Origin of the sequence: Aromatoleum toluvorans, assembly GCF_012910905.1 — a bacterium.
GTDB lineage: Bacteria > Pseudomonadota > Gammaproteobacteria > Burkholderiales > Rhodocyclaceae > Aromatoleum > Aromatoleum toluvorans.
The window spans coordinates 1-26,445 of sequence record NZ_WTVN01000030.1 but is presented as its reverse complement, the minus strand read 5'-3'; the positions used below and the strand labels follow the sequence as shown (position 1 = coordinate 26,445).

Genomic DNA, 26,445 nt, shown 5'->3' with positions numbered 1-26,445 from the left:
CCCGGCGGCAGCGATCGCCTCATTTTCGCCGGACGTGCGCTCGCGCCTCAGCGGTGACAGATCGGATCGGGGCTGCCGTCGGGATCGTTGTTCGCGCTGCCGCTAAAGTTCGGCGTGCCCCACAGGAGCAGCCCGGCGACGTGGGGCGCCGCCATCGACGTGCCCGACATCGTGGTCACGCCGCCGCCCTTGCGCGTCGACACGACGTCCACGCCCGGCGCAGCGCATTTGATGGGATCGCCGTGGTTGGAGAACCACGCGAAGTTGTCGCCCGAGTCGACCGCCGACACCGTGTAGATGTTCGACCCCTTCGCGCTCGCCGGCGAGTATTTCGCCGCCTCGTCGCTCTCGTTGCCCGCCGCGAGCGCGAAGAAGATGCCCTTCCCTGCTGCGTTTTCGACCGCCGCGTTGAGCGTCGCGCTGAATCCCCCGCCCAGACTCATGTTCGCGACGTCGCCGGCCTGCGCGTTGGCAGCCACATAATCGACGCCTGCAATCACCCCCGAATAAGTGCCGGAACCGTTGTTGTCGAGCACGCGCACCGCGACCAGCCTCGCTCCGGCCGCGACGCCGACGACGTCGCAACCGTTGTCCCACGCACCGATCGTGCCCGCGACATGGGTACCGTGCCCGTTGCCGTCGTCCGCCGAGCTCCGGCGCAGCAGGAAGCTCTTGCTCAGGACGGTATCGACGTTCAGGTCCGGGTGCTCGAAGTCGATGCCCGTATCGATGACCCACGCCTTGTGGTTGGCCGGTGCCGGCTCCCCGCCGCCGACGCGTGTGATGCCCTTCGGCGTTTGCGGCGCAGTGCAGGGATAGCTCACGGACGTGCCCGGCTTGGCAAACGCGTAGGCGATGGCGTCGGGCTCGTAGGAAGCGATCCGCGGGTTCGCCGCGAGCATGCGCGCCGCCGCCTCGTCGGGCAGCTTCGCCGCAAAACCCTTGATCGCCGCAGTGTAGACATGCGTGACCCGGCCGCCCGCCCCGGCCGCCAGCGCGTTGGCGTGGCGCCCCACCTCGTTCGCGGGAACGTCGTCACGCAGCACGAAGATGAAGCTGTTGCGCACCTCTTCGCGCACTTCCACCGACACCCCGAGATTCGCCGGCGGCGTCTGCGCCGCAACACCGCCGCTCATGCCGGCGAGTGTGCAGATCACGGCCGCCGCAAGTATTCCGTTCCTCATTTTCCGCTCCGTTCGATCGCTGGGCGGAGACGCCGCTCCGCATCGCCGGCCGGTACGGCCGGGCACTTTAACTTTGCGCGCAAAGACTGCCCTGCGCGAGCAAAAACCCGGCAATCGTGCGGCGTTCCGCACAACGGCGCAAACATTTTAGTGTCATAATTTGTGAGCGCCGCGCGGCAGCCCACCGGCGCTTGTGGGCACAAACCGAGGACGCAGATCTGCTGACGCGTGCCGCAACAGGATTTTGCAGCGGCATCTGGTACGCACCGCGGGCTCTGTGTTGTGCGCCCAGCGGCGGCGGCACCAGCTACATGCTGGGTCGAACACAGACAGACAGACCGGTCACGACTGCCTACGGCGCAGTGCGGGATCTGGTCAGCAAACTCGATCACACAGCCGGTCGTTATTTCAACCCTTTATAAGTCGGCGGAAACCATTTTAAATTAGGCCTTGGTCGATATATTGACCCGGCTACCCATATCCTTCGGACTGAACCTGTCGAAATCGCACTTTCGCCCCTTGACAGGCGCGTGACGAAAGGATCCATTGCTCGTCGGGCGGATCATTCAATGAAGTCCCTTGCAACGGACTTCCGCGCACGTTTCAAACAACTGTCAGCCCCGGAAACAGGCCATGCAGATCGAATCAATCGTTATCAAAAACTACAGACTGTTCAGGGATGCCCGTCTGGAAGGCATCCCGCGACTGTGCGTGTTGGTAGGTGCCAACGGGACCGGAAAATCCACGCTATTTGATGTGTTTTCCTTTCTAAAGGATGCACTGTCGATGAACGTGAGCAAAGCATTGTCAAAGCGCGGCGGCTATCGTGAAGTGGCAAGCCGAGGTTTCGCACGCGAGCCGATCGAACTGACCCTTCAATTCCGCTTGGAGATAACGGGCCGAGAACGGCTCGTCACGTACGCGCTCAAGATCGCCCCTGGCAAGGAGGGGCGGCCCGTCGTCGAACGTGAAGTGCTGCGATACAAGCGTGGCGCCTACGGAGCGCCTTTCCGCTTTCTCGATTTTTCTCGTGGCAAGGGCTACGCCATCACCAACGAGGAGGATTTTTCCAAGAAGGATGAGGATCTCACACGAGAAGAGCAGGAATTGGATGCCCCGGACATTCTCGCTATCAAGGGCCTTGGGCAATTTGAGCGCTTCAAGGCCGCCAGCGCATTCCGGCTCATGATTGAAAATTGGCACATCTCGGATTTTCACGTCTCCGATGCCCGCCCAAGCCAAGAAGACGGATTTGCAGAACACCTCTCGACGCGCGGCGACAATCTGCCACTGGTCGCCAATTTTCTCTACGAACATCACCGCGATCGCTTCGAGCGCGTGCTCGATGCAATGAAGCGGCGAGTACCTGGGGTTTCGATCGTCGAACCCAAGCAGACCGAAGACGGCCGATTGGTGCTGCGCTTTCAGGACGGCAGCTTTAAGGATCCGTTTATTGCACGCTACGTCTCCGACGGCACAATTAAGATGTTCGCCTACCTCGTGCTGCTAAATGATCCAAAGCCCTACCCGCTGCTGGCGATCGAAGAACCCGAAAACCAGCTCTATCCTGAACTTCTTCCCGAACTGGCCGAGGAGTTCCGCGACTACGCCGAACGCGGCGGTCAGGTATTCATCTCTACACACTCACCAGATTTCCTCAACGCGCTCGTCCTTGGCGAGATCTACTGCCTACGCAAGGCACATGGCTTCACGACCATAACTCGTGCCAGCGATTCCGAAAATCTGCGCGCCCTATATGAGGCCGGCGACCTCCCTGGCTACCTATGGAAGCAGGGACTCTTCGAAGGCGTCAACAAGGATGTAAGCTGATGCAGGGGCGCATCGTCTTTCTGCTCGAAGAACCGTCCATGAAGGCGCTGTTGGATGACTGGTTACCGCGCCTATTTCCCGACTGGGTGGACGGGCTGCATTTCCAGTGCGTACCTCATGAAGGCAAGAGCGATCTGGACCGCAGCATTCCTCGCAAGCTGGCCGCCTGGAGATTTCCTGGCGATCGATTCGTCATTGTGCGCGACAACGACGGTGCTGATTGCGTAGCCCTGAAAGCCCGGTTGCAAACCTTGTGCAAACACGCAGGTCGTCCGCAAACGCTAGTACGGTTAGTCTGCCAGGAACTGGAAAGTTGGTACCTTGGCGATCTACGGGCTCTTGCCGCAGCCTTCGACGCCCGCAAGGCCGACAGCCCTGCAAACCGCAAGCGTTATGCCCATCCAGACGAGTGGAACAAACCATCTGCGGAGGTGAAGCGCCTCGTGCCGTCGTTCCAAAAGATCGGCGGCGCCCGCGCGATGGCTCAGCATCTTGAGCCGGACAACAATCTTTCACGCAGCCTGCATGTCTTCGTAGAAGGCGTTCGCCGCGTGGCCGCCGACATCCGTAACGAGAAAATTGCTCCTTAAAGAACGCCACGTCGCCCTAGTCTGTCGACGTGAAATTGCCAGACACGCCCGCAAACAACGCGGGCTTTGTCGATTGTTCTAAGGTCTTGAGACGGTGCAAAACGTCATTCAATGTTCTGCACCTGCTCGCGCATCTGCTCGATCAGCACCTTCATCTCCATCGCGATGCCGGTGACCTCGGTCGCGGCGGATTTCGATGCGAGCGTGTTGGCCTCGCGATTGAGTTCCTGCATCAGGAAGTCGAGGCGCTTGCCGGCGGCGCCGCCGGCCTTGAGGATGCGCTGCACTTCGTCGATGTGGGCGGTGAGGCGCGACAGCTCCTCGGCGACGTCGATGCGCTGCGCGAAGAGAGCGACTTCCTGGCGGATGCGGTCCTCGTCGAGCGAGGCGACCGCTTCGCGCAGGCGCATCGTGAGCTTGTCCTGATATTCGGCGACCAGTTCGGGGACGCGCGGCTGGGCCTGGGCGACGAGCTCGCGCATGCGGTCGAGGCGCTCGCGGATCATCGCGGCGAGCTTGTCGCCTTCGCGGCGGCGGGTCGCGACGAGCTCGTCGAGCGCGGCCTTCGCGAGCTCGAGCACCGCCGGCTGCACTTCCTCGAAGGCCACGCCGTCGTCCGCCAGCATGCCGGGCCAGCGCAGCACTTCGGCGACCGACAGGCGGGTCGCGTCGGGCAGGCGGTCGCGCACGCGCGCCTCGGCCTCGCGCAGCTGGTCGAGCAGCGCGGCGTTGAGGGCGAGGCTGCGCGGGGCGGCGCCGTTGGTCTGCAGGTTCAGCCGGCATTCGACCTTGCCGCGGGTGAGGCGCGCCGAGATCAGCTCGCGGATCGCCGGCTCGGCCTGGCGCAGTTCGTCGCCGATGCGGAAGAAGAGGTCGAGATAGCGCGAATTCACGCTGCGCAGTTCGAGGTGGACGCTGACGCGACCGAGGTCGCGGGTCTGGACGGCGAAGCCGGTCATGCTGTGGATCATCTGTCATGTCTCCGGGAACCCGCCGCGATCCTGTACACTGCGGGTTCCAAACAAAAATCAGTCGCGGAAAGCCGGGTTCCAGCCTTCCTCCAAATGCCTGCGCAAACGAACTGCCCACTTCCCGCCGGTTTCCAGCTGGACCAGTACCGGATCGAGCGGCAGCTTTCGCTGGGCGGCTTCTCCATCGTCTACCTCGCGCACGACCGGGAAGGCTCGCCGGTCGCGATCAAGGAATACCTGCCCAACTCGCTCGCGCTGCGCAAGGAGGGCGAATTCGAGCCGCAGGTGTCCGACGAGCACATGCCCGCCTTCCGCTACGGCATGAAGTGCTTCTTCGAGGAAGGCCGCTCGCTCGCGAAGCTGATGCACCCGAACGTCGTGCAGGTGCTGAACTTCTTTCGCGCCAACGGCACAGTGTACATGGTGATGAAGTTCGAGCGCGGGCGCACGCTGCACGACTATATCCAGAAACACCGCGGCGAGGTGAGCGAACGCTTCATCCGCATCGTGTTCACGCGCATGCTCAACGGCCTGCGCGAGGTGCATGCGCACAAGCTGCTGCATCTCGACATCAAGCCGTCGAACATCTACCTGCGCAACGACGGCACGCCGGTGCTGCTGGATTTCGGCGCGGCGCGGCAGACGCTGATGAGCGACCAGCCCATCCTGAAGCCGATGTACACACCGGGCTTCGCGTCACCCGAGCAGTTCGAGCACCGCGACGCGCTGGGGCCGTGGAGCGACATCTACAGCGTCGGCGCGAGCCTGCACGCATGCATCACCGGCAATGCGCCGCAGCGCTCCGACGAGCGCGTCAAGGACGACACCGTGGTGCCGCTGCGCCGGACGCACGCGGCACACTATTCGGCACAACTGCTGGACACCATCGACTGGTGCCTGAAGCTCGACCCGCTGGCACGCCCGCAGAGCGTGTATTCGCTGCAGAAATCGCTGATCCGCCGCGACGAGGACGGCGACGCGGTGCATGCCGGCCTGTTCGGCGACCTCGGCGCACGGCTGAAGTCGTTTATCGGACGTACATGAGGAATTGAGCGTGAAGTTCACGATCTACCAGGAAAGCCGCATCGGCCAGCGCAAGAACAACCAGGACCGGCTCGCCTACAGCTATTCGCGCGACGCGCTGCTGATGGTGGTGGCCGACGGCATGGGTGGCCACCTGCATGGCGAGGTTGCGGCGCACATCTGCGTGCAGTTCGTCACCGAGGCCTTCCAGCGCGACGCGCGGCCGATGCTGCGCGACCCCTCGCTGTTCCTGTCGCGCGTGCTGACGAACGCGCACAACGCGATCCTCGACTATGCCTTCGACAAGAACCTCGACGAGGCGCCGCGCACGACGGTGGTCGCGTGCATCGTGCAGGACGGCTTCGCCTACTGGGCGCACGCCGGCGATTCGCGCCTGTACGTGGTGCGCCAGGGACAGATCGCGATGCACACGCGCGACCATTCGCGCGTGCAGCTGATGATGGACCAGGGCCTGCTCAATGCCGAGGAGGCCGCCCACCATCCGGGGCGCAACCGCGTGTATAGCTGCCTCGGCGGCAACCACGCGCCGCAGGTGGAGTTCTCCAAGCGCCTGCCGCTGCGCGACGGCGACGTGCTCGCGCTGTGCACCGACGGCGTGTGGGGGCCGCTCGGCGACGCGGCGCTGACCGCGGCGCTGTCTGCGCCCGACATCATGCAGGCGGTCCCCGCCCTGCTCGACCGCGCCGAGGGCATCGCCGGGCCGAGCTGCGACAACCTGTCGATGATCGCGATGCGCTGGCACGACGACGCGACGCAGCCGCACGCGGACGCCATCTCGACGCGTACGATGGCGCTCGACAACTTCACGACGCAGCTCGAGAGCTTCGACACCTCGCGCACGCCCGCCTCGCGCTACGACATCAGCGACGACGACATCGAAAAGGCGATTGCCGAAATCAACGCCGCCATTCACAAATTCAGCAAATAGGAAATCCGCATGCGCCCGAGCCACCGCCGTCCCGATGAACTGCGTATCGTCCGGATCACCCGCAACTTCACCTGCCACGCCGAGGGGTCGGTGCTGGTCGAATTCGGCGCGACGCGCGTGCTGTGCACCGCCAGCGTCGAGGAGAACGTACCGCCCTTCCTGCGCGGCAAGGGCCAGGGCTGGGTGACCGCCGAGTACGGCATGCTGCCGCGCTCGACCCACACGCGCAGCGCGCGCGAGGCCGCCAGGGGCAAGCAGAGCGGGCGCACGCAGGAGATCCAGCGCCTGATCGGGCGCAGCCTGCGCGCGGTGATCGACCTCGCGGCGCTGGGCGAACGCCAGATCATCGTCGACTGCGACGTGCTGCAGGCCGACGGCGGCACGCGCACGGCGTCGATCACCGGTGCCTGCGTCGCCGTGCATGATGCGATCGCGAAGCTGATCGCCGCCGGCAAGCTCGCCGCGAGCCCGCTGCGCGACTTCGTCGCCGCGGTGTCGGTGGGCGTGCATCAGGGCGTGCCGGTGCTGGATCTCGACTACGCCGAGGATTCCGACTGCGACACCGACATGAACGTCGTCATGACCGGCAGCGGCGGCTTCGTCGAAGTGCAGGGCACGGCCGAAGGCACGCCCTTCACGCGCGCGGAACTCGACGCGCTGCTGGCACTCGCAGAGGGAGGCATTCGCCAGCTGTTCGCCGCGCAGCGCGCGGCCATTGCGGAGCAGTGACACGATGAGCAAACGACTCGTACTCGCCAGCAACAACGCCAAGAAGGCCACCGAGATGGCGGCGCTGCTCGCGCCGCTGGGCATCGAGGTGGTGCCGCAGTCGGCCTTCGACATCCCTGAGGCCGAGGAGCCGCACAACACCTTCGTCGAGAACGCGCTCGCGAAGGCGCGCCATGCGTCGAGACTGAGCGGCCTGCCGGCGGTCGCCGACGACTCGGGCCTGTGCGTGATGGCGCTGGCGGGCGCACCGGGCGTGCAGTCGGCGCGCTATGCCGGCGAGCCGAAGTCCGACGCGCGCAACAACGCGCTGCTGATCGAACGCCTGGAGGACGTCGGCGACCGGCGCGCCTTCTTCTACTCGGTGGTCGTGCTGGTGCGCCACGCCGACGATCCGCGCCCGCTGATCGCCGACGGCGAATGGCACGGCGCGATCCTCGACGCCCCGCGCGGCGAAGGCGGCTTCGGCTACGATCCGCTGTTCTACCTCCCGCAGATGGGCCAGACTGCCGCCGAACTCGATGCGAAGCTGAAGAACACGCTCAGCCACCGCGGCGCGGCGATGCGCCACCTGCTGAAAAGGCTGGAAACCGACCCGCTGTGACCGAACGCCGCATCATCCCGCTCGCGGTCGCGCCGGCCGCGGGCACCGCTTCCGGCGCACTGCCGGACCGCCCGCAGCTCGCCTCCCCGCCGCCGCTCGCGCTGTACGTGCATTACCCGTGGTGCGTGAAGAAATGTCCGTACTGCGACTTCAACTCGCACGCCCAGCGCGGCGGCGAGCTGCCCGAGGCGGCCTACATCGACGCGCTGCTCGCCGATCTCGAAACGGCCCTGCCGCAGGTGTGGGGGCGGCGCGTGCATTCGATCTTCTTCGGCGGCGGCACGCCCAGCCTGATGTCGGCGCAGGGGCTGGACCGCCTGCTCACCGGCATTCGCACGCTGCTGCCGCTCGACCCGCTGGCCGAGGTCACGCTGGAGGCGAACCCCGGCACCGTCGAGGCGCAGCGCTTCCGCGACTACCGCGCGGCGGGCGTGAATCGCCTGTCGCTGGGGATCCAGAGCTTCGACGACCGCCATCTCGCGCAGCTCGGCCGCATCCACGGCGGCGACGAGGCGCGCCGCGCGATCGACACCGCGCTCGCGCACTTCGAGCGCGTGAATCTCGACCTGATGTATGCACTGCCGGAGCAGACGCTCGCCGAGGCGCTCGCCGACCTCGACACCGCGCTGGCCTTCGGCGTCACGCACCTGTCGTGCTACCACCTGACGCTGGAGCCCAACACGCCCTTCGCGCACAACCCGCCGCCGCTGCCCGACGACGATCTCTCCGCCGACATGCAGGAGGCGATCGAGGAACGGCTCGCCGGCGCGGGTTTCCGTCACTACGAAACCTCCGCGTTCGCGCAGCCGGGCCAGGAGTGCCGGCACAACCTCAACTACTGGACCTTCGGCGACTACCTCGGCATCGGCGCCGGCGCGCACGGCAAGCTCTCCAGCCATGCAGGCATCGTGCGCGAGATGCGCCACAAGCACCCCACGCGCTACCTCGAAGGCGCGCAGCGGCGCGATTTCGTGCAGGAACGGCGCGAGGTCGGTGCTGCGGAGCTGCCCTTCGAGTTCATGATGAACGCGCTGCGCCTCACGGGCGGCTTCCCGCGCCGGCTCTTCGCCGACCGCACCGGCCTGCCCTTCGCGGCGATCGAGGCGGAACTGATCGAGGCGCGGCAGCGCGGCCTGGTCGAGGTCGCCGCCGACGAGATCCGCCCCACCGAGCAGGGGCGGCGCTTCCTCAACGACCTGCTGACGCTGTTCCTGCGCGACTGAGCCTCAGGGCGCGTCGCACAGGCAATGGCCGTAGAGGTGCTGCGGGTCGTTCCAGCGCAGCAGGTCGGCGGCCTGCGCCTGCACGCCCGCGAGCAGGCGTGCGAGCGGCGACGCGGCGCCGAATTCCACCGGCCCCACGACCGACATCAGGCGGCGCAGCAGCAGCTGGCGCAGGTTGATCTCGCCGGTCGGCCAGATCGTCTCGTAGCGTTCGAGCCGCGCGCGTTTCGCCGCCGCCGCGACCGCGCCTTCGAGCCCGCCGAGCTGGTCGACGAGCCCCAGGCGGTGCGCCGTCTCGCCGGTCCACACGCGGCCGCGCGCGACCGCGTCGACCGCGGCGATGTCCTTGCCGCGCGCCGTCGCGACGATCTCGAGGAAGCGGCGGTAGCTGTGCTCGACACCGAGCTGCATCGCCTTCGCGAGCGCGGGCTCCAGCGGCCGGCGCGGATCGAGGGTGCCGGCGAGCGGGCCGGTCGCGACGCGGTCGGTGGTGATGCCGACGCGGTTCAGCGGCTCGGAGAATTCGGGGAACATCGCGAACACGCCGATCGAGCCGGTGAGCGTTTCCGGCCGCGCCCAGATCTCGTCCGCGCCGGCCGCGACCCAGTAGCCGCCGGAGGCCGCGACCGAGCTCATCGACGCGACGACGGGCTTGCCGGCCTTGCGCGTGAGTTCCAGCTCGCGGCGGATCACCTCGGACGCCCACGCGCTGCCGCCGGGGCTGTCCACGCGCAGCACGACCGCCTTTACGTTCTCGTCCTCGCGCGCCGCGCGGATCTGCGCCGCGAGGCTGTCGCCCCCGACCGAGTCCTCGTCCGCCGCGCCATCGACGATGGAACCCTGTGCGACCAGCACCGCGACGTGTGCGTCCTCGTGCGGGCGCGCCGCACGCACCGCGGCGAGGTAGTCGTCCGCCTCGATGCGGCGATAGTCCTTGCCGTCCGTGCCGACGCGCGCCTTCAGCAACGCGTGCCACTCGTCGCGCTGGCTCAGCGCATCGACGAGGCCGGACTCGCGCGCCGCACGTGCGGTGTCGCCGCCGTTGGCCTCGAGCACCTCGGCGTAGCCGTCGACATAACGGTTCAGCGCGTCCGGGGCGAGCTTGCGGCTGGTCGCGACGCGTTCGCGCAGGCCCTTCCACAAGGCGTCGAGCAGCTCGACCGACGAGGCGCGGTCCTCGTCCGACATGCCGGTGCGCGTGAAGGGCTCGGCGAAGGACTTGTATTCGCCGACACGGAACACATGCACCTTCACGCCCAACGCGTCGAGCGCCCCCTTGTAGTAGCTGACGTTGCGCGCGAGGCCCGGCAGCAGCACGAAGCCGTCGGGCGCGAGATGCACCTCGTCGGCCACGCTGGCGAGGAAGTACTGCCCCTGCGTGAAGCGCTCGCCGCGCGCATACACGGGCTTGCCGCCGCTCTTGAAGGCGAGGATCTCGTCGCGCAGCTCGGAGAGCTTGGACAGCCCGCCCTGGCCGAGGAGATCGGTCTCGATGACCAGCGCCTTGATGCGCTTGTCCTCACGCGCCGCGCGCACCGCCTCGATCATGTCGGGCAGCGAAGTCTGAGCGACCGTTGCGCCGCCCGAGCGGATGATGCCCAGCGGGTCATCGACGCGCACGCGCTCGACCAGCGTGCCCGCGGGCCGCAGCAGCAGCGCCGCCCCGTCGGGCACGGACGGCCCCGGATGGAGCGCGAACATCAGGATCAGCGCAAGCGCCAGCAGGAACACGAGCGTGAACACGACGCGCCGCAGCAGGTCGATTGCCCACCAGAGTCCCGCCACCAGCCTGCCCAGAAACCCAAACATGTGCCTTACCTCGGTTCGCCCGGTGGGAGCGGCTTCAGCCGCGAACGGACGTTATGCCGAATGCTACCCGATTCCTGGCGGATGCCGCGCCTGCTGCCGTCTTCGCGGTGAGCGGGGGCATCACCCGCGCCGCCGGAACACCAGATCCCACACGCCGTGGCCGAGCCTGAGGCCGCGGTTCTCGAACTTCGTCAGCGGCCGGTAATCCGGGCGCGGCGCGAAGCCGGCCGCGGTGTTTTCCAGCGCCGGTTCGGCGGACAGGACCTCCAGCATCCAGTGGGCGTACTCCTCCCAGTCCGTCGCGCAGTGCAGGTAGCCGCCCGGCGCGAGGCGCGAGGCGATCAGCGCGACGAAGTCGGGCTGGATGATGCGCCGCTTGTGGTGGCGCTTCTTGCGCCAGGGATCGGGGAAGAACACATGCACGCCCGCGAGCGCGCCTTCCGGGATCATGTCGCGCAGCACCTCGACGGCGTCGTGCTGCATGATGCGCAGGTTGGCGAGGCCGTTCTCGGCGATCAGCTTGCACAGGCTGCCGACGCCGGGCCCGTGCACCTCGATGCCGAGGAAATCCCGGTCGGGCAGCGCGGCGGCGATCTTCGCGGTGGTCTCGCCCATGCCGAAGCCGATCTCGACGATCTTCGGCGCGCTGCGGCCGAAGGCGGCGTCGAGGTCGAGCGGCGCGACGCGGTAGGGAATCGAGACCTTCGGGAAGGTCTCCTCGAGGTGGCGCTGCTGCGCGACCGACATGCGGCCCTGGCGCAGCACGAAGCTGCGGATCGAGCGGCTGGAGAAGCGCGCCTCGGGGTCGCCCTGCGGCGTGTGCAGGGGTTCGGCGGGTGCGGGCGAGGCGTTGCCGGGCAGATCGGCATCCGGCTGGTGGGGAGTCGTTGCGGTCATCGTGTGTGGGCGGCGGGCGACGGCGCGGAAGCGGTCGCGCCCCGCGGGCGGAACGGAAAGGGGAAATACGGGCGTCGCGGCGGCCCGCGAAGCGCGCGCCGCCGCGCTGCGGCTTACGAGCCGATCAGGCCGCTCGTCGGCGAGCTCGGATCGGCGGAGTAGAACTTGCGCGGCATGCGGCCGGCGAGGAAGGCTTCGCGCCCGCTCTCGACCGCCTTCCTCATCGCGCTGGCCATCAGCACCGGATTCCGCGCGTGCGCGATCGCGGTGTTCATCAGCACGCCGTCGCAGCCCAGCTCCATCGCGATCGCGGCATCGGACGCGGTGCCGACCCCGGCGTCGACGAGCACCGGCACCTTCGCCTGGTCGATGATGAGGCGCAGGTTCCACGGGTTGAGGATGCCCATGCCGGAGCCGATCAGCGACGCGAGCGGCATCACCGCGGCGCAGCCCAGGTCTTCGAGCATCTTCGCCTGGATCGGGTCGTCGGCGCAGTACACCATCACGTCGAAGCCATCCTTGACGAGGATCTCGGCGGCCTTGAGCGTCTCGGGCATGTTCGGGAACAGCGTCTTCGGGTCGCCCAGCACCTCGAGCTTCACCAGCGCATGGCCGTCGAGCAGCTCGCGCGCGAGGCGCAGCGTGCGCACCGCGTCGTCGGCCGTGTAGCAGCCGGCGGTGTTGGGCAGGATCGTGAAGCGGTCGGGCGGCAGCACGTCGAGCAGGTTGGGCTCGCCGACGTTCTGGCCGATGTTGGTGCGGCGGATCGCGACGGTGACGATCTCGGCGCCGCTCGCGTCGATCGCCGTGCGCGTCTCGGCGAAGTCCTTGTACTTGCCGGTGCCGACGAGGAGGCGGGAGCCATAGGACTTGCCGGCGATGACCAGGGAGTCGTTCATGTTCGACCTGCGGAAATTCGGGTTGAGAAAGAAGCGAAGAGGGCGGCGCGAGTCGATCAGCCGCCGCCGACGGCGACGACAATCTCCAGGCGGTCACCGTCCGCGAGCACGGTGTCGGCGTGCCGCCCCTTGGGGACGATCTCGCCGTTGCGCTCGACCGCCAGCCGCTTGCCGGCGAGTTGTCGCGCCTCGAGCAGCGCATGCACCGTCAGCGCCCGTTCGAGGCGTTCCGGCTGGCCGTTGATGATGAGCTGGATCATGAGGAAACTGTCTGAAGCGTCGGACAAAAATCTTACCACGCCCCGCGCCGCGCTCCCGACGCATTGCGCAGTGCCATCCCGGCCATTAGAATGGCGCCTCGGTTCGCGGCGCGGACCGGCAAAGCGGGTGTCGTATAATGGCTATTACCTCAGCTTCCCAAGCTGATGACGAGGGTTCGATTCCCTTCACCCGCTCCAATGAATTCAAGCACTCGGGCCAGCCCTCACGGACTGGCCTTTTTGCTTTTCGTCCCCGGGGAACGACTGGAAAAAATCCAGCCGGGCAAGCCGCCGCATCGGCACCCCCGGCTTTCACTCGGTACCGGGAAGCCCATTCAGGGGTTCTTTACCGCCCGGCACGGCTGTTCCGGTCGATTTCCCGTTGGTAGGCGAGCTGCGGTTGCGGCCACGTGCTCTTGACGTAGGCGAGCACAGCGCGGATGTCGTCGTCGGACAGGGTCGTGCCGAAGGCCGGCATGTCGCTTTCATAGCCTGGGGGCGCGAACTTGCCGGGCACCAGGCCTTCCTTGACGATACCGAAGAGCACGGCGTCGGGGTGGTGCCAGGTGTGGCCGCTGGCATCGTGGGGCGGCGCAGGCATGCGCCCGCCGGGAAGACGCTCGCGCCAGTTGGGCTGCCCTTCCAGCTTCGCGCCGTGGCAGGCGCTGCACTGCGTGTCGTAGATGCGCTTGCCCGCGGCGACCAGCGCCTTGTCCGCCGGGTCGATGGCCGCGGGTGCGTCCCGCTCCGCGACGATGATCGCGCCGACGAGAAAGGCCACCGCGCCCGCGAGCAGCCAGCGAAAGACGCGCCCGGAATCGCCTGCGCTCATTACCGATATCCCTCCACTCAGAAACTGCCGAAAATCTTCGGCGTCGCGCCCTGGTCCAGATAGTAAACGTTCAGCGGCGCGCGCTTCTCGCCCGGCATCCCGGGTGCGCCCACCGGCATGCCCGGCAGGGCGATGCCCTTCACCGGACTATGCTCCTTGAGCAGGCGCTTGACGAACTCCGCCGGCACCAGCCCTTCGACGATGTAGCCGCTGACGACGGCCGTGTGGCAGCCGGCGAGCTTGTCCGGCACGCCGTATTGTTGCTGGATCGAGGGCAGGTCCGTAGTGTTGATCTTCTCCACCGCGAAGCCGTTGGCCTCCATGTGCTTCGCCCAGTCGTCGCAGCAGCCGCAGTTGGGGTTCTTGTACAGCTTCACGGGAATTCCTGCCGCGAGGGCCGGCAGCTGCACGCCGAGGATGAGGGCCAGCAGAAGGATTTTGGGGTAACGCATGGTCATTGCTCCTTGTCTCGAGGTTGAGTCGGTACGGGCCCGGGCGCTCGTTGCGCCTCGGGCGGGTAGGGTTCGCGGCGGCTCTCCTCCTCCTGGAAGCGCCGCTGCTCGGGTGTCCACAAGGTCTCGAGGTAGTCGATCACGGCACGGATCTCCGCTGGCGACAGTGTCTGCCCGAAGGCGGGCATGGTGAGCCGCTGCGTCTTGTTGAAGGGATCGCGCCAGCCGTTTTTGACAATCCGGTACAGCATGCCGTCGGCGTGCTTCCAGGTGTGTCCCTCGCGGTCGTGGGGCGGCGCGGGCATTTCGCCCTGATCGTCCGGCTGCTTCCAGTCGGGCGCCCCTTCGCCCCGGCCACCATGGCACGAGGCGCACTGCGCGTGGTAGACGCGGCGACCGGTGTCCGGCCCCGGTTCGACAGCCAGCGCTGCCGCGCTGAAGAGGATCAGGGCCGCGCCCGTGAAACTACGCACCGACGCGCTCCCAGGTCTTCGCGCCGTCACGGCTGCGAAACAGCGCGCCGTCGTCAGCCGCTGCATAGACGGCGCCGTCCGGCGCGACGGCGAGAGCCCCGACCGCGGCGGCGGGTGCACCGGCACGCGACCATTGCTCGCCGCCGTCGGCGCTCCGGAACACGCCGTCGCCGGTCGCCGCATAGACGGTGCGGGGCTGGCGCGGGTCGTAGGCGACGGCCGTCACCGGGCGTGCCAACTCGCCCGCGTCGCGCCAGCCGCAGAAGCAATCCATGGCCCGGCGTACCCCTTGGCCGGTGGCGGCGAAGAGCCAGCCGGTCTGCATGCTGCCCGGCATGTTCGAATGCACGAAGTGCACGATGCCTCCGCGCGGTCCGGCATCCATCAGCTGCCAGCGCGCCCCGCCGTCCTGGCTGCGGAAGAAGCCGTGTCCGGTCACGTACGCGTAGACCGTGTCGGGCTGCTCGGCATGGGTGGCGAGCGCGGCGACGTCGACACCGGGCAGGCCCGCCGAGCGGGCCGACCAGTGTTCGCCACCATCGTCGCTGCGCAGCACGCCGATGCCCGGGCCGGCGAGGTAGACGGAGACGCCGCCCGCAGCCACCGCGACCGAGGCAATGCGCCCGGACGCCGCGAGAGGCGTCAGCTTCACGGGCGCCCAGTGCTGCCCGCCGTCGCCGCTGCGCCAGACGGACTCGGGACCGGCCTTGACCAGCGTTCGGCCGGCGCCGTCGATGGCGAGGGCGACCACGTCGCGCGCGACCACCGCGCCCGCGAAACTGCCGCCCAGCCCGACGACGGGCAGCGCGGCGCCCGCAACCAGGAGCACGGTCTGCAGGGCCATCGTCATGCGTTTGCTCATCATCTGAAACTCCTTCTCGAGCAAGAATGCGGCGAACGGTCGCCGCGGTCCGGAAAAAGCCCTCATCCGATCTGTCCCAATACAGGAAAGCGATCCAGCAGCCAGTAGCTGAACTCGCTCAGCTTTCCGGTCATGATCGCCACGCCCATCAGCACCATGACCGCGCCGGCGACGATCTGCAGCGGACGTCCGGCGTGGCGCAGCCACTTGAGGCGCCCCACCAGCTCGCGCATGAACACCGCCGCGAGCACGAAGGGCACGCCGAGGCCCAGCGCGTAGGCGGCGAGCAGGCCCATGCTCGCGGAAAGCGAGCTGTGCAGGGCGCTGGCAGTGAGGATGGCGCCCAGCACCGGACCGATGCAGGGCGTCCACCCGAAGCCGAAAGCCACCCCGAGCACGAACGCCGCGCCCGGGTGACCACCGGCCAGGTGCGGGTGGAAGCGCAGGTCGCGATGGAACCAGGTGGCGTGGCGTGCGAAGCCGAGCATGAACAGGCCGAAGACCAGCACGATGGCACCGCCGACCAGGTTGGCCTCGTAGCGGTAGTGCAGCAGCAGCCGACCGAGCGCCGTGGCGCTTGCCCCCAGGGTGATGAACACGGCGCTGAAGCCGAGCACGAAGAACGCGCTCATGGCCCCGGCGGTCAGGCGCACGCGGGCGTCCATGGCGGGCCCCGAGCCGTGCAGCGACTGCCCGGCGACGTACGAGACATAGGCCGGCACCAGCGGCAACACGCAGGGCGAGAGGAAGGAGACGAAGCCCGCGGCGGCGGCCGTCGCCAGGCTCAGGGTGGAGGCGTCGGTCATGGCCGGCGCCCCGATCCGTACGCGAATGAGGTGCGTTGAGAAGCTGCTGTGGACGTTTCCATTTCCTTGTTCCTTCTTTGTTGAAGCGATCCCCGGCGAGCGCGGTCCTGTCCGCGAACCGGTGGACCGAACAGGCAGTTGCGCATCATCCCGCCGTCCTCGTGCTCGAGGTTGTGGCAGTGGTACATGAAGAGCCCCGGCTCCGTAGGCGCCACCAGCAGGCGCACGGTCTCGCCCGGAAAGATGAGGACGGTGTCCTTGAAGCCGGCGTCCACCAGCCCCTCGCCCAGGTCCGCCGGGGCGCCGCCGCTGCGCTCCAGGATGCGAAAGCGAACCCCGTGGACGTGCATGGGATGGGGCATCGCCATCATTCCTCCGTCATTGACAAAGGTCCATACGGTGCCCTTGCCGAGGGGCAGGCGCTCGTCGCCGGCCACCGCCGCCATCTCGAAGCGACGACCGTTGAGGAACCCCTGCATGTGGCGAAAGGCAAGCCGGGTGCGCAACTCGTGCCGCCCCTGTGGCGGTGCCTCGGCGGGCGGGAGGCGCGATGTTTCGCCGGGGCTGCGCGCGGCGGCGGCGACGGCGAAGCGGGCGAGGTTCAGTTCCTCGCCCTGGCCAGGACCCATCATCCCGCCCATGCCACGGCCCATCATTCCACCCATGCCGCGGCCCATCATGCCGTCCATCATGCCGTCGGCGCCGCCGCCCATCATGTCCATCATCCCCACACCGGCGAAGTCGCGGCTCACGAGGGCGATCTCTGCCCCCGGGCGGCGCGCACCGAAATCCTCCAGCAGTTCCACGCGCTCGAAGGGACCGAGGACGACGTAGGGTCGTGTCTGAATGCCTTCGCCGGCAGACAGCAGGCCATTGCCGGTACCGATGACGCTAAGCGGTCGGCCGTCGGACCAGGCAAGCTTGTAGACGCGCGCATTCGACACATTGGCAAGCCGCAGCCGCCAGGGGCGCGGCGTGACCCGGAAAGCGGCGTCCGGCATGCCATTCACCAGCACGGTGTCGCCCAACACGCCGTTCATGTCGTCCATCATCGTGCGCTTGAACACCAACTGGTTGTCGTCTACGCGCCGGTCCTGGATGGCGAGACTCAACTCGTGCTCCGCTGCCGGCAGCCCGTAGGCCCGCTCCCGGTCCTCGCGCACGATCAGCAACCCGGCGAGCCCCCGGTACACCTGGCTGCCGGTGCGGCCATGGGGGTGGGGGTGGTAGAGGTAGGTGCCGGCCGGATTGCGGACGGTGAATTCATAGACATATTCGCCGCCCGGCCCGACGGCGAAGCGCGGGTGGCCGTCGGCGGATTCGGGCACGAGCATGCCGTGCCAGTGGATGATGGAAGGCTCGGCCAGACCGTTGCGAAATTCGATGCGCACACGCTCTCCGCGACGCAGTTCCAACGTCGGCCCCAGGTAGCCCGGGGAGGGTTTGAGGGCGTCGGTGCGGCCGTGCAGCACCTGGCCGAAGTACCTCAGCACCGCGGTCCTGGCGCCCGGCCACAGGGAGACCTCGTCACGCCGGGCGGTGAGTCTCAGGATCAGATCCGGCTCGGCCGCCGCCAGCGCACGCCGGATCGGCGCGGGCACGGCCACCAGTCCCGCCCCGGCGCCCAGGGCTTGCAGTACGTTGCGTCGTGTCCACATCGTCCTCGCACTCCTCTTCAGGGTTTCGCGCCTGCCGGCAAGTGCTTGCGGATTTCCGCGACCGAGGCCGGCGCATCCCACTCGGCCGGCCCCACCTTGCGCCAGACCTCGCGGCCAGCCTGATCCACCAGCAGGGTGGTCGGGATGCCGACAGTGCCCAGCGTGGAAGTGATGCTTGTCGTGGGATCGATGTAGAGCGCGAGGGATCTGATGCCGTACTTGAGGTAGAACTCGCGCACCAGATTGGCGTCCTGGTCGATCGACACCGCCACCACCTCGAAGGCGGGACCGCCCAGCTGCTTCTGGAGACGGTCGAGGGCGGGCATCTCCTTGCGGCAGGGTACGCACCAGGTGGCCCAGACGTTGAGCAGCACCACCCTGCCACGGAAATCCTCCGGGCTCAGCGCCTTGCCCTGACCGTCCTGGAAGTGCACGCCGCGCGGCAGGCTGCGTTCGGCGGCCCCGGCCGCCGTCGCCGGGGAGCCGTGCAAGGCGTAGGCCGCAAGTCCGCCGGCCAGGGCCAGGCCGGCAAGGAGGCCGAGGAGCAGGCGGCGCGAATTGCGAACGGAAGCGGGAAGTCTCATGGCGCCTGCCGTAGTTGCTCGATCATGGGCAGCAGCTTGTCGCGCGCGAACTCGCGCGTGATCGGGCCGATGTGCTTGTAGGCGATGCGGCCGTTGCGGCCGATGACGAAGGTCTCCGGCACCCCGTAGACGCCCCAGTCGATGGCCACGCGTCCATCCAGGTCGGCACCGGTGCGGGTGTAGGGGTCGCCCCATTCTTTCAGCCAGCGTGCCGCGTCCTCCGGTTTGTCCTTGTAGTTGAGGCCGTGGATGGGCACGGCGCCGGTACGCGCGAGCTCCATCAGCACCGGATGCTCCTCGCGGCAGGCGACGCACCAGGACGCGAACACGTTCACCAGCGACACCTCGCCCTGGAGGTCGCGGCTCGCCAGGCCCAGCGTGCGTCCCTGCACCGGCGGCAGGTCGAAAACGGGGACGGGCCGGCCGATCAGCGGCGAAGGAATCTCGCGCGGGTCGAGGAACAGGCCCACGCCCAGCACGGCGACGAGGAGGGCGAACACGGCTAGCGGCAGCAGGAAGGCCGTTCGCCGCGGTCCGCTCGCCGACAGGTTTTGCTGCGCCGGAGCGCCGGCATTCGGGCTATCGGATTTGTTCATTCGCAGTGGCTCCGGATGAAGCTGGAGATCTCGGCCGGCTCGGCGAAAACCACCTGGGCGCGGTCGCCGCCCATGCCGGCGCCGACGATCACCGGCTGGCCGCGGCGCGGGCCGTGCGCCGAGGAGTCGGTCTTGAAGCGCAGGTTGAACTCCCAGAACGCGCGCCGCGTACCGTCGCCAAGCGTGACCCGATAGGTGTCGCCGCAGTGGGCGATGGCGCTCACCCGGTCGCCCGCATCGGCCGCCCTGAGGTCGGGCAGGCCTGGCGTCTTCGGCGCGGCGATTTTCCCTGCCGAGACGGCTTGCAGATAGGCGATCAGATCGGCGCGGACGCGCGCATCGGGCAGGCCCGGGAACGTCATGCCGTTGCCCGCGATGAAGGCGGCCGGATCGCGCAGCCATCCGTCCAGGGCCTGCGCGTTCCACACCATGCCCGACTTGCGCAGCGCCTCGGAGTAGCGCCCGAAGCCATCGGCCGTGCCGGCCCGGCGGCCGAAGACGCCGGCAAGGCTGGGCCCGGTGCGGTGATCTCCGGGCGCCAGCGAATGGCAGCCGGAGCAGGCGCGGAAAGCCTGGGCACCGCGCGCCGCGTCGCCCGCGGCGAAGGCGGCGGCCGCGGACGCGAGGACGGCCAGGGCCGCAAACCAGCGGTGCAGGATCATGTTTGGTCTCCGTTGTCGTTCCATGCGCGGAACCACGGGGCCGGCCGCCGAATCCGTGCGGGGCGCGCACGTTCCGGCGGCCGCGGCGGTACAGCCACGTCAGCGCGGGGGTCGGTCCCGGGTCAGGACGGTCGAAAGCTCGCCCGCGAGCCCAAGGGGCGCGCCGGCAAAGACATTCCGCCGAAATGGGTCAGAGGAGACGGGGTGGTCGCCAGATGGCGTCGGGAAGGCGCGCGGAAACCTGGCTTTCGCCGTCGGCGACGAGCAGGTACGGCGCACGCAGTGGGGGCGCCGGGAAGGCGGCCGGAAGCACGGACAGCGACCCGGTCTTGCATTGCTGCCCGAGTTTGCAGGGCGTGCCGTGGTCGGACTGCTGCGACGTGTCGTCGCCCATCTGCCCGGATGCGCAGCAGGGGTGGCCTGGCGCCGCTGCCTGCGCCGTCGGCACGGCCTGTATGCCGCATGCTTCCGGCAGACCGACGGCCGCCCACGCATACGCGGGCAGGGCAACGATCAGAAGCAGGGCGAGCAGGCGCCGGAAACGATACACGGATAATGACCGATCAAGACAAGGATATATAACCATGTCGGCGGACGCCGAACACGTCAGGTTCGACAGGCGACCGAAAGAAAAGGTTCACGCGAGTCGAACGGCAGCGGCTTGCCGATGAGGAGCCGGGCGCCCTGCGGCTACTTGCGCAGCGCGATCACGCCGCACGCGACGCGCGCGCCGGAGTTGCCGGTCGGCTGGGTGAGGAAGTCGTCCGCTGCGGCATGCACGATGACGCCGCGGCCGACGATGTTGCCCTCGCCCTTGCCATTGATCGTCACGCCTTCGAGGATCGTGTCGAGCCGGGCATTACCGTCGGCATCGGCGATCAGCATCGGCATGTCGCCGAGGTGGTGTGCGCCCCGTTCGGGGCTGCCGTGGGGCTCGCCGGTCGGGTTGAAGTGGCCGCCGGCGCTGGTGGCATCGGGGGCCGAACAGTCTCCCTTCTCATGGATGTGGAAGCCGTGCTTGCCGGGGGCGAGCCCCGTCACGCGGGCTTCGACGAGCACGCCGGCATCGCCTTCGACAAACTTGACGGTGCCGGACACCGTGCTGCCCTTGGTGGCAGCGAGGGGTGCCTCGGCGGTGACCGGGCCGCCGAGGCCGAGGGCGCTGCAGGCGGCGACGAGGAGGGTTGCGGGCAGTGCGAGGATCGGGGAGCGGGCGTTCATGTTCTTCTGTCCTTTCTCGAAGGGAGGATGTCGATGGCCGGCCTGCAAGCCGGCTACAGTTCAACATGATCCATCGCTACGCCGAAAGGAATACGGTCACGCCCCCGCTGCGGGGCCGGCCCCGGGTGCCGGCCGCGGAACGCTCAGCCCGCGGCGAGACGGCGATAGGCGCCGCAGTGGTAGATGAGCGGGGTACGGTCTTCGCGGTCGAAACGCACGACTTCGGAGATGAACACGAGGTGGTCGCCGCCTTCGTGGCGCGCGGTGTTGCGGCACTCGAAGCGCGCGCAGCAGCCTTGCAGCAGCGGCACGCCGTAGAGGCCGTCCTCGACCTCGAGGCCGGCGAACTTGTCGTCGGAACGCGTCGCGAAGAGCTGCGACAGGGCCTGCTGGTCTTCCGCGAGCACGTTCACCGCGTAGTATTCGCAGGCTTCGAACACCGGCAGGCTCGCCAGATGCCGCGACAGGCTCCAGACGATGAGCGGCGGATCGAGCGACACCGAGTTGAAGGAATTGACCGTCAGGCCGATCGCCTCGCCGTTGGGTGCGCGCGTCGTGACGACGGCGATGCCGGTCGCGAACATGCCGAGGGCGTCGCGGAAGGCGCGGGTGAAATCCTGGTGAGAGACGGGCGGCTGGGACATGGGGGTTCTTGTGATCGGCGCCGGCCCTTCTCGGGACGGGCGCGAAATTGGTTGGAACCGGCGATTATCGCCGCGCACAAGGCATTGGGCAACGCGGGACAGGGCCGGAACAGGCATCGGGAACAGGAAAGGAATGGACGACACGACGCAGGACGGCGATTTCGCGACGCGGCTGATCGCGTGGCACCGCAAGCACGGGCGGCACGACCTGCCGTGGCAGGCCACGCGCGACCCGTACCGCATCTGGCTGTCGGAGATCATGCTGCAGCAGACCCAGGTCGACACCGTGATCCCGTACTACGCGCGCTTTCTCGCGCGTTTCCCGGACCTCGCGAGCCTCGCCGCGGCGCCCGTCGACGACGTGCTCGCGCTGTGGAGCGGGCTGGGCTACTACGCGCGCGCGCGCAACCTGCACAAGGCCGCGCAGGCGGTGGTCGCGCAGCATGGCGGCGCATTCCCGCGCCGCGCCGCGGAGATCGCGGAACTGCCCGGCATCGGCCGCTCGACCGCCGCGGCGATCGCCGCCTTCGCGTTCGGCGAACGCGCGGCGATCCTCGACGGCAACGTCAAGCGCGTGCTGTGCCGCGCCTTCGGCATCGACGGCTTCCCCGGCGAGCGCGCGGTCGAGCAGCGTCTGTGGGCGCTCGCGGAAGCGCTGCTGCCGCAGACCGGCATCGGCACCTACATCCAGGCGCAGATGGACCTCGGCGCGACGCTGTGCACGCGCGGCCGGCCCGCCTGCGGACGCTGCCCGATGGCCGAGATCTGCGTCGCGCTGCGCGACGAGCGCGTCGCCGAACTGCCCGCGGCGCGGCCGAAGAAGGCCGTGCCGCAGCGGCACGCGCGCGTCGCGGTGATCGTGGCCGACGGCCGGGTGCTGCTCGAACGCCGGCCGCCGAGCGGGATCTGGGGCGGGCTGCTCGCCTTGCCGGAAGTGCCCGAACACGAAGCCGACGCCGCACGCTGGGTCGCGGCGCGCTACGGCCTCACGCCACGCGGCGCGACGACGCTCGCGCCGCTGAACCATGCATTCACGCATTTCCGCCTGGAGATCACGCCGGTCCGCGTCGATGTCGCGCCCGCCGGACATGCGGTCGCGGATGGCGACCATCGCTGGCTCGCGCTGGCCGACCTGGAGGGCGCCGGCCTGCCGACGCCGGTGCGGCGCATCCTCACCGAGCTCGCGCGCGCACCGCAGGAGGCGCCGCAGGGCCGGCTGGCCTTCTGAACACTGCGGCGGTCAGCAGCCCCGCTTCAGCCCTTTTCCAGGCGCTCCGCGAGCAGTCCGCGCTGGTCGAGGAACTGGCGGACGATCTCCAGCCGGTCGGCCGGATCGTCCAGTTCCAGCAGCGCCTGCTTGGCCTGCGCCGGGATCGGCAGCACTTCGGCGAAGCGCAGGCCGACCCAGCCGGCGTCGTCGAAGGCGTGCGGTCCGGGCAGCCGTTCTTCGCCGGCGTCGGCGACGATGGCGCGCAACAGCGCGACGAGCGGTGCGCAGTTCCCGGGGATCGGCGTCGGCGGCGCCTCGGCGAGCCATTCGACTTCGCCCAGCAGCAGGCCGTTGGGTCCGGCCTCGGAGCGCAGCACGCGGTAGCGGCGCTCGCCGCGCGTGACGAGGTCGAGCGTGCCGGGCCGGACCATGTCGCAACGAACGATGCGGGCGCTCACGCCGACCTCGTAGGGCCGCGCCGGCGCGCCGACCTCACGGCCCTCGGCGATGAGGTTAACGCCGAACACCGCGTCGTCCTTCAGGCAGCGCGTCGCGAGGTCCATGTAGCGCGCCTCGAACACGTGCAGCGGCAGCAGCGCGCCCGGGAACAGCACCGTGTGCAGCGGGAACAAGGGCAACAGCGGGGGCAACGGCGGCGACAGGCGGGCGTCGTCCATCACGCGCCCTCCCCGTCCGCTTCGCCCCAGCGCTGCGTCAGGCGATGCGGCACGCGCAGCTGGTCGAGCACGCGCGCGACGACGAAATCGACGAGGTCCTCGACGGTCCGCGGATGGTTGTAGAAGCCGGGGCTGGGCGGCAGGATCACGACGCCCAGGCGCGCGAGCTTGAGCATGTTCTCGAGATGGATCGCCGAGAACGGCGTCTCGCGCGGCACGAGCACGAGCTTGCGCCCTTCCTTGATCGCGACGTCGGCGGCGCGCTCGATGAGGTTCTGGCTGAGTCCGGCGGCGATCGCGGCGAGCGTGCCCATCGTGCACGGGCACACGACCATCGCGTCGGCCGGGTTGGAGCCGGAGGCGAGCGGCGCGAACCATTCCTCGCGCCCGAACACGCGCAGCCGGCCCTCCGTGGCCTGGAAGCGTGCGGCGAGCGCGGCCTCGACCTCGGCCGGGCGCGAAGGCAGGTCCAGCCCCATCTCCTGGCGCGCGACGATCTGCGCGACCTGCGAATACAGCAGCCACACCGTGCAGCCGGCCGCGAGCAGGCATTCGACGAGGCGCAGCCCGTAGGGCATGCCGGAAGCGCCGGTGAAGGCGACGGCGACGGTCTGCGGGGCGGGGAGGCTCATCGGGACTGGGCTCACTTCAGGTAGTCGGTCAGGATCACCCAGCGGCCATCCTGGATCTGCGCGATGCGGCCCTGGCGATTGCCGAGGTGGTCGTCACGACTGAAACGATACTCCGGGGCGCCGAAGAAGTCGCGCGGGGTATGCAGCGATTCCAGCGCCGCCGTGAAGCGCTCGACGGTGAGCTCGCGCCCGGCCTGGTCCGCGGCCTTCACGAAGAGGTCGGCGACGCCGTAGCCCATCACGCTCCACACGTTGGGCGCGACGCCGAAGCGTGCGCGGTAGCGGCGGATCCAGTCGGCGAGCTGCGCGTTCGCGCCCGCTTCGTAGGGATGCGGCAGCACGGTCACGCCATAGAGGCCCTCGACCGCCTTGCCGCCCAGCTCGTGTGTCTGCGCCGAATAGCCCGACGCGGTGACCAGCAGGTCGACGTTCCAGCCGGTGCGGCGCGCCTCGGCGACGGCGGCGACGGTCTCGCGCACGACCGTCGCGAGCACGACGAAGTCGCAGCCCGCACCGCGCAGGCGCGCGACCTGGCTGGAAAAGTCGGTCGCGCCGCGCTTGTAGCTGGTCTTCTCGGCGAGCGCCTGCCTGAGCTTCGCCAGCCCCGCCTCGACGCCCTTCATCACCTCCAGGCCGTAGTCGTCGTCCTGGTACAGCAGGCAGGTGCGCCTGTAGCCGTGCGTCTGCACCATGTGGCGCGTCGCCGCGTCCATGTAGTCCTGGTAGGGCGCGAACAGCTGGAACTTGAGCGGATGGCGCGGCGCGTAGGTCGATTCGTGCGGCGAGAAGGGGAAGAGATGCGGCCGGCCGGCATCGACGATCAGCGGCATCGTCGCCATCACCACCGGGGTGCCGAGGTCGGCGAGGAAGGCGAACGCCCGGTCGCGCTGGATGAGCTTCTTCGCCGCGAGCACGCCCTTCTTCGGGTCGTAGCCGGCGTCCTCGACGACGAGGCGCAGCTTCCGGCCGTGCACGCCGCCCGCGGCGTTGGCGTCCTCGAAGCGCATCAGCATGCCGTCGCGCACCGGCGCGCCGAGCAGCGCGATCGGGCCGGACAGGTCCTGGATGCTGCCGACGACGATCTCGCGCTCGCTCACGCCGGGCGCCTGCGCGCCCGCCACGCCCGCGACGAGCAGGGACGACAGGACGAGGATGCGGCGGATCAGGTTCATGGATGTTCCCGGCGCCGGGACGGCGCCAACAGGCCGATTGAAAGGGCCGATTATCGGCGATCCGCGCCCGCGCCGTCGCCCCCCGCCAGTCCCGCCGGACGCAGCAGCACCAGTGCGACGAGCACTGCACCGAACAGCAGGGTCTCGATGCCGGCCGCGCCGGCGATGTCCGGCGGCAGGCGCTCGACCGCGAGCGACACCCCTTGCGGCAGCGCGACGACCACCAGCGCCCCCCACAATGCCCCGGCGAGGTGTCGCGCCCCGCCGATGAAGGCGAGCATCAGCAGCTCGAAGGACAGCATCAGGCCGAACTGCTCGGGGCTCACGAAGCCGATCCAGTGCGCGTAGAGCGCGCCCGCCAGCCCGGACAGGCCGCCACCGAGCACGAAGGCCAGCGACTTGGCGCGCGCGACGTCGATCCCGGCGGCGGCCGCGGCGGCCTCGTCCTCGCGCACCGCGCGCCACGCGCGCCCGAGCCGCGACCGCACCCAGCGCCGGCACGCCAGCCAGGCCAGCGCCAGCACGACGCCACTCACCAGCGCCTGCGCGGCCGAGGTGTCCGCCACGCGGCCGGCGAGCGCCAGCGGCGGCACCGCAAGGCCCGCGGCGCCGTGGGTCAGCGCTTCCGCGCGCACCAGCCCCTCCTCGACGATCAGCGCGAAGGCGAGCGTGCTCATCGCGAAATACAGGCCGCCGAGGCGCCGGGCCGGCAGGCTCGCGAGCCAGCCTCCGGCCGCCCCGAGCGCCGCCGCCAGCGGTAGCGACACGGGCGCCGGCACGCCACGCAGCATGAGCAGCGCCTGCGCGTAGGCACCGAGCCCCAGCAAGGCGCCCTGCCCGAGCGAAATCTGGCCGCACTGGCCGACGATCAGGATCACGCCCAGCCCGGCGATCGCCCAGGTCAGCACGAAAGCCGCCTGCGCCAGCGCATAGTCCGCGCCCAGCACGCCTGCCGCGAGACCGGCGAGCCCCACCCCCGCCGCAACCGGCGCCCACGCC

30 protein-coding genes and 1 tRNA gene are annotated in these 26,445 nt (G+C 68.9%); 9 read left to right on the top strand and 22 right to left on the bottom strand.

Going from position 1 to position 26,445, the window contains the following annotated elements:
• Window positions 1-47 precede the first annotated feature (47 nt).
• Window positions 48-1,184 (bottom strand): S8 family serine peptidase, encoded by a 1,137-nt coding sequence (locus GPA22_RS17205; protein ID WP_169257283.1) that lies wholly within the window; start codon window positions 1,182-1,184, stop codon window positions 48-50.
• A gap of 633 nt (window positions 1,185-1,817) precedes the next feature.
• On the opposite strand from GPA22_RS17205, the gene GPA22_RS17200 reads away from it, so the two are divergent.
• Both GPA22_RS17200 and GPA22_RS17195 read left to right on the top strand, forming a co-directional pair.
• Complete coding sequence (locus GPA22_RS17200) at window positions 1,818-3,014, top strand: AAA family ATPase (protein WP_169257282.1); 1,197 nt, start codon at window positions 1,818-1,820, stop codon at window positions 3,012-3,014.
• Window positions 3,014-3,604, top strand: a complete 591-nt coding sequence (locus GPA22_RS17195) for a DUF4276 family protein (protein WP_169257281.1) — start codon at window positions 3,014-3,016, stop codon at window positions 3,602-3,604. Before GPA22_RS17200 ends, GPA22_RS17195 begins: the two co-directional genes overlap by 1 nt.
• A 104-nt stretch (window positions 3,605-3,708) precedes the next feature.
• Here the strand turns inward: GPA22_RS17195 and GPA22_RS17190 are convergent, their stop codons facing one another.
• Complete coding sequence (locus GPA22_RS17190; protein WP_169257280.1) at window positions 3,709-4,575, bottom strand: YicC/YloC family endoribonuclease; 867 nt, start codon at window positions 4,573-4,575, stop codon at window positions 3,709-3,711.
• Between the two features lie 93 nt (window positions 4,576-4,668).
• On the opposite strand from GPA22_RS17190, the gene GPA22_RS17185 reads away from it, so the two are divergent.
• Genes GPA22_RS17185 through hemW form a run of 5 tightly spaced genes read left to right on the top strand, consistent with a single transcriptional unit; the run spans window position 4,669 to window position 9,100 of the window.
• Window positions 4,669-5,619, top strand: coding sequence for a serine/threonine protein kinase (locus GPA22_RS17185; RefSeq protein ID WP_169257279.1), 951 nt, complete (start codon window positions 4,669-4,671; stop codon window positions 5,617-5,619).
• Window positions 5,620-5,629: 10 nt separating this feature from the next.
• The gene (locus GPA22_RS17180; RefSeq protein WP_169257278.1) at window positions 5,630-6,547 is read left to right on the top strand and encodes a protein phosphatase 2C domain-containing protein; all 918 of its coding nucleotides are present in this window, start codon (window positions 5,630-5,632) and stop codon (window positions 6,545-6,547) included.
• 9 nt (window positions 6,548-6,556) lie between these two features.
• Window positions 6,557-7,276 (top strand): ribonuclease PH, encoded by a 720-nt coding sequence (gene rph, locus GPA22_RS17175; protein ID WP_169257277.1) that lies wholly within the window; start codon window positions 6,557-6,559, stop codon window positions 7,274-7,276.
• Between the two features lie 4 nt (window positions 7,277-7,280).
• A complete protein-coding gene (gene rdgB, locus GPA22_RS17170) occupies window positions 7,281-7,877 on the top strand; it encodes an RdgB/HAM1 family non-canonical purine NTP pyrophosphatase (RefSeq protein ID WP_169257276.1) in 597 nt (198 codons plus the stop codon).
• Window positions 7,874-9,100: a radical SAM family heme chaperone HemW gene (gene hemW, locus GPA22_RS17165; protein ID WP_169257275.1), complete on the top strand. Its 1,227-nt coding sequence runs from the start codon at window positions 7,874-7,876 to the stop codon at window positions 9,098-9,100. The genes rdgB and hemW overlap by 4 nt, the downstream gene beginning before the upstream one ends.
• A 3-nt stretch (window positions 9,101-9,103) precedes the next feature.
• On the opposite strand, the gene sppA is transcribed toward hemW, so the two are convergent.
• From sppA to thiS, 4 genes are all read right to left on the bottom strand, one after another.
• A complete protein-coding gene (gene sppA / locus GPA22_RS17160; protein WP_169257274.1) occupies window positions 9,104-10,909 on the bottom strand; it encodes a signal peptide peptidase SppA in 1,806 nt (601 codons plus the stop codon).
• A gap of 120 nt (window positions 10,910-11,029) precedes the next feature.
• Window positions 11,030-11,806 (bottom strand): tRNA (guanosine(46)-N7)-methyltransferase TrmB, encoded by a 777-nt coding sequence (gene trmB / locus GPA22_RS17155; protein WP_246264478.1) that lies wholly within the window; start codon window positions 11,804-11,806, stop codon window positions 11,030-11,032.
• Between the two features lie 113 nt (window positions 11,807-11,919).
• Entirely contained in the window at window positions 11,920-12,705 is a 786-nt protein-coding gene (locus GPA22_RS17150; protein WP_169257273.1) for a thiazole synthase, read from the bottom strand.
• 56 nt (window positions 12,706-12,761) lie between these two features.
• Window positions 12,762-12,965 carry a sulfur carrier protein ThiS gene (thiS, locus tag GPA22_RS17145; protein WP_169257272.1) on the bottom strand — a complete coding sequence of 68 codons (204 nt, stop codon included), beginning with the start codon at window positions 12,963-12,965 and terminating at the stop codon, window positions 12,762-12,764.
• A 123-nt stretch (window positions 12,966-13,088) separates the two neighbouring features.
• On the opposite strand from thiS, the gene GPA22_RS17140 reads away from it, so the two are divergent.
• Window positions 13,089-13,163 (top strand) — tRNA-Gly (locus GPA22_RS17140).
• A gap of 148 nt (window positions 13,164-13,311) precedes the next feature.
• On the opposite strand, the gene GPA22_RS17135 is transcribed toward GPA22_RS17140, so the two are convergent.
• The 12 genes from GPA22_RS17135 to GPA22_RS17080 all read right to left on the bottom strand — a co-directional run bounded on the left by GPA22_RS17135 (window position 13,312) and on the right by GPA22_RS17080 (window position 21,755).
• Window positions 13,312-13,797 carry a c-type cytochrome gene (locus GPA22_RS17135; protein ID WP_169257271.1) on the bottom strand — a complete coding sequence of 162 codons (486 nt, stop codon included), beginning with the start codon at window positions 13,795-13,797 and terminating at the stop codon, window positions 13,312-13,314.
• Between the two features lie 17 nt (window positions 13,798-13,814).
• Entirely contained in the window at window positions 13,815-14,249 is a 435-nt protein-coding gene (locus GPA22_RS17130) for a DUF411 domain-containing protein (protein ID WP_169257270.1), read from the bottom strand.
• Window positions 14,250-14,251: 2 nt separating this feature from the next.
• Window positions 14,252-14,722, bottom strand: a complete 471-nt coding sequence (locus tag GPA22_RS17125) for a c-type cytochrome (RefSeq protein WP_211169189.1) — start codon at window positions 14,720-14,722, stop codon at window positions 14,252-14,254.
• On the bottom strand, window positions 14,715-15,587 hold the full coding sequence (locus GPA22_RS17120) for a WD40/YVTN/BNR-like repeat-containing protein (RefSeq protein ID WP_169257268.1): 873 nt from the start codon (window positions 15,585-15,587) through the stop codon (window positions 14,715-14,717). Before GPA22_RS17120 ends, GPA22_RS17125 begins: the two co-directional genes overlap by 8 nt.
• 59 nt (window positions 15,588-15,646) lie before the next feature.
• Window positions 15,647-16,390 (bottom strand): cytochrome c biogenesis CcdA family protein, encoded by a 744-nt coding sequence (locus tag GPA22_RS17115; RefSeq protein WP_169257267.1) that lies wholly within the window; start codon window positions 16,388-16,390, stop codon window positions 15,647-15,649.
• Complete coding sequence (locus GPA22_RS17110) at window positions 16,387-18,048, bottom strand: multicopper oxidase family protein (protein WP_169257266.1); 1,662 nt, start codon at window positions 18,046-18,048, stop codon at window positions 16,387-16,389. Before GPA22_RS17110 ends, GPA22_RS17115 begins: the two co-directional genes overlap by 4 nt.
• Before the next feature lie 17 nt (window positions 18,049-18,065).
• A complete protein-coding gene (locus tag GPA22_RS17105; RefSeq protein ID WP_169257265.1) occupies window positions 18,066-18,632 on the bottom strand; it encodes a TlpA family protein disulfide reductase in 567 nt (188 codons plus the stop codon).
• Window positions 18,629-19,228, bottom strand: a complete 600-nt coding sequence (locus tag GPA22_RS17100; protein WP_169257264.1) for a DsbE family thiol:disulfide interchange protein — start codon at window positions 19,226-19,228, stop codon at window positions 18,629-18,631. The genes GPA22_RS17105 and GPA22_RS17100 overlap by 4 nt, the downstream gene beginning before the upstream one ends.
• Complete coding sequence (locus GPA22_RS17095) at window positions 19,225-19,890, bottom strand: c-type cytochrome (protein ID WP_169257263.1); 666 nt, start codon at window positions 19,888-19,890, stop codon at window positions 19,225-19,227. The genes GPA22_RS17100 and GPA22_RS17095 overlap by 4 nt, the downstream gene beginning before the upstream one ends.
• Before the next feature lie 190 nt (window positions 19,891-20,080).
• Window positions 20,081-20,440, bottom strand: coding sequence for a hypothetical protein (locus GPA22_RS17090; RefSeq protein ID WP_169257262.1), 360 nt, complete (start codon window positions 20,438-20,440; stop codon window positions 20,081-20,083).
• Between the two features lie 140 nt (window positions 20,441-20,580).
• Window positions 20,581-21,111 (bottom strand): superoxide dismutase family protein, encoded by a 531-nt coding sequence (locus tag GPA22_RS17085; RefSeq protein WP_169257261.1) that lies wholly within the window; start codon window positions 21,109-21,111, stop codon window positions 20,581-20,583.
• 143 nt (window positions 21,112-21,254) lie between these two features.
• Window positions 21,255-21,755 (bottom strand): flavin reductase family protein, encoded by a 501-nt coding sequence (locus tag GPA22_RS17080; RefSeq protein WP_169257260.1) that lies wholly within the window; start codon window positions 21,753-21,755, stop codon window positions 21,255-21,257.
• Window positions 21,756-21,888: 133 nt separating this feature from the next.
• On the opposite strand from GPA22_RS17080, the gene mutY reads away from it, so the two are divergent.
• Complete coding sequence (gene mutY, locus GPA22_RS17075; protein ID WP_169257259.1) at window positions 21,889-22,983, top strand: A/G-specific adenine glycosylase; 1,095 nt, start codon at window positions 21,889-21,891, stop codon at window positions 22,981-22,983.
• Window positions 22,984-23,009: 26 nt separating this feature from the next.
• Here the strand turns inward: mutY and GPA22_RS17070 are convergent, their stop codons facing one another.
• The 4 genes from GPA22_RS17070 to GPA22_RS17055 are packed head-to-tail and all read right to left on the bottom strand — an operon-like array spanning window position 23,010 to window position 26,420.
• Window positions 23,010-23,642 (bottom strand): LON peptidase substrate-binding domain-containing protein, encoded by a 633-nt coding sequence (locus GPA22_RS17070; protein ID WP_169257258.1) that lies wholly within the window; start codon window positions 23,640-23,642, stop codon window positions 23,010-23,012.
• Window positions 23,642-24,274, bottom strand: coding sequence for a flavin prenyltransferase UbiX (locus tag GPA22_RS17065; protein WP_169257257.1), 633 nt, complete (start codon window positions 24,272-24,274; stop codon window positions 23,642-23,644). The genes GPA22_RS17070 and GPA22_RS17065 overlap by 1 nt, the downstream gene beginning before the upstream one ends.
• An 11-nt stretch (window positions 24,275-24,285) precedes the next feature.
• Window positions 24,286-25,446 (bottom strand): ABC transporter substrate-binding protein, encoded by a 1,161-nt coding sequence (locus tag GPA22_RS17060; protein ID WP_169257256.1) that lies wholly within the window; start codon window positions 25,444-25,446, stop codon window positions 24,286-24,288.
• A 50-nt stretch (window positions 25,447-25,496) separates the two neighbouring features.
• Entirely contained in the window at window positions 25,497-26,420 is a 924-nt protein-coding gene (locus tag GPA22_RS17055; protein ID WP_169257316.1) for an ABC transporter permease subunit, read from the bottom strand.
• Between the last annotated feature and the right edge of the window lie 25 nt (window positions 26,421-26,445).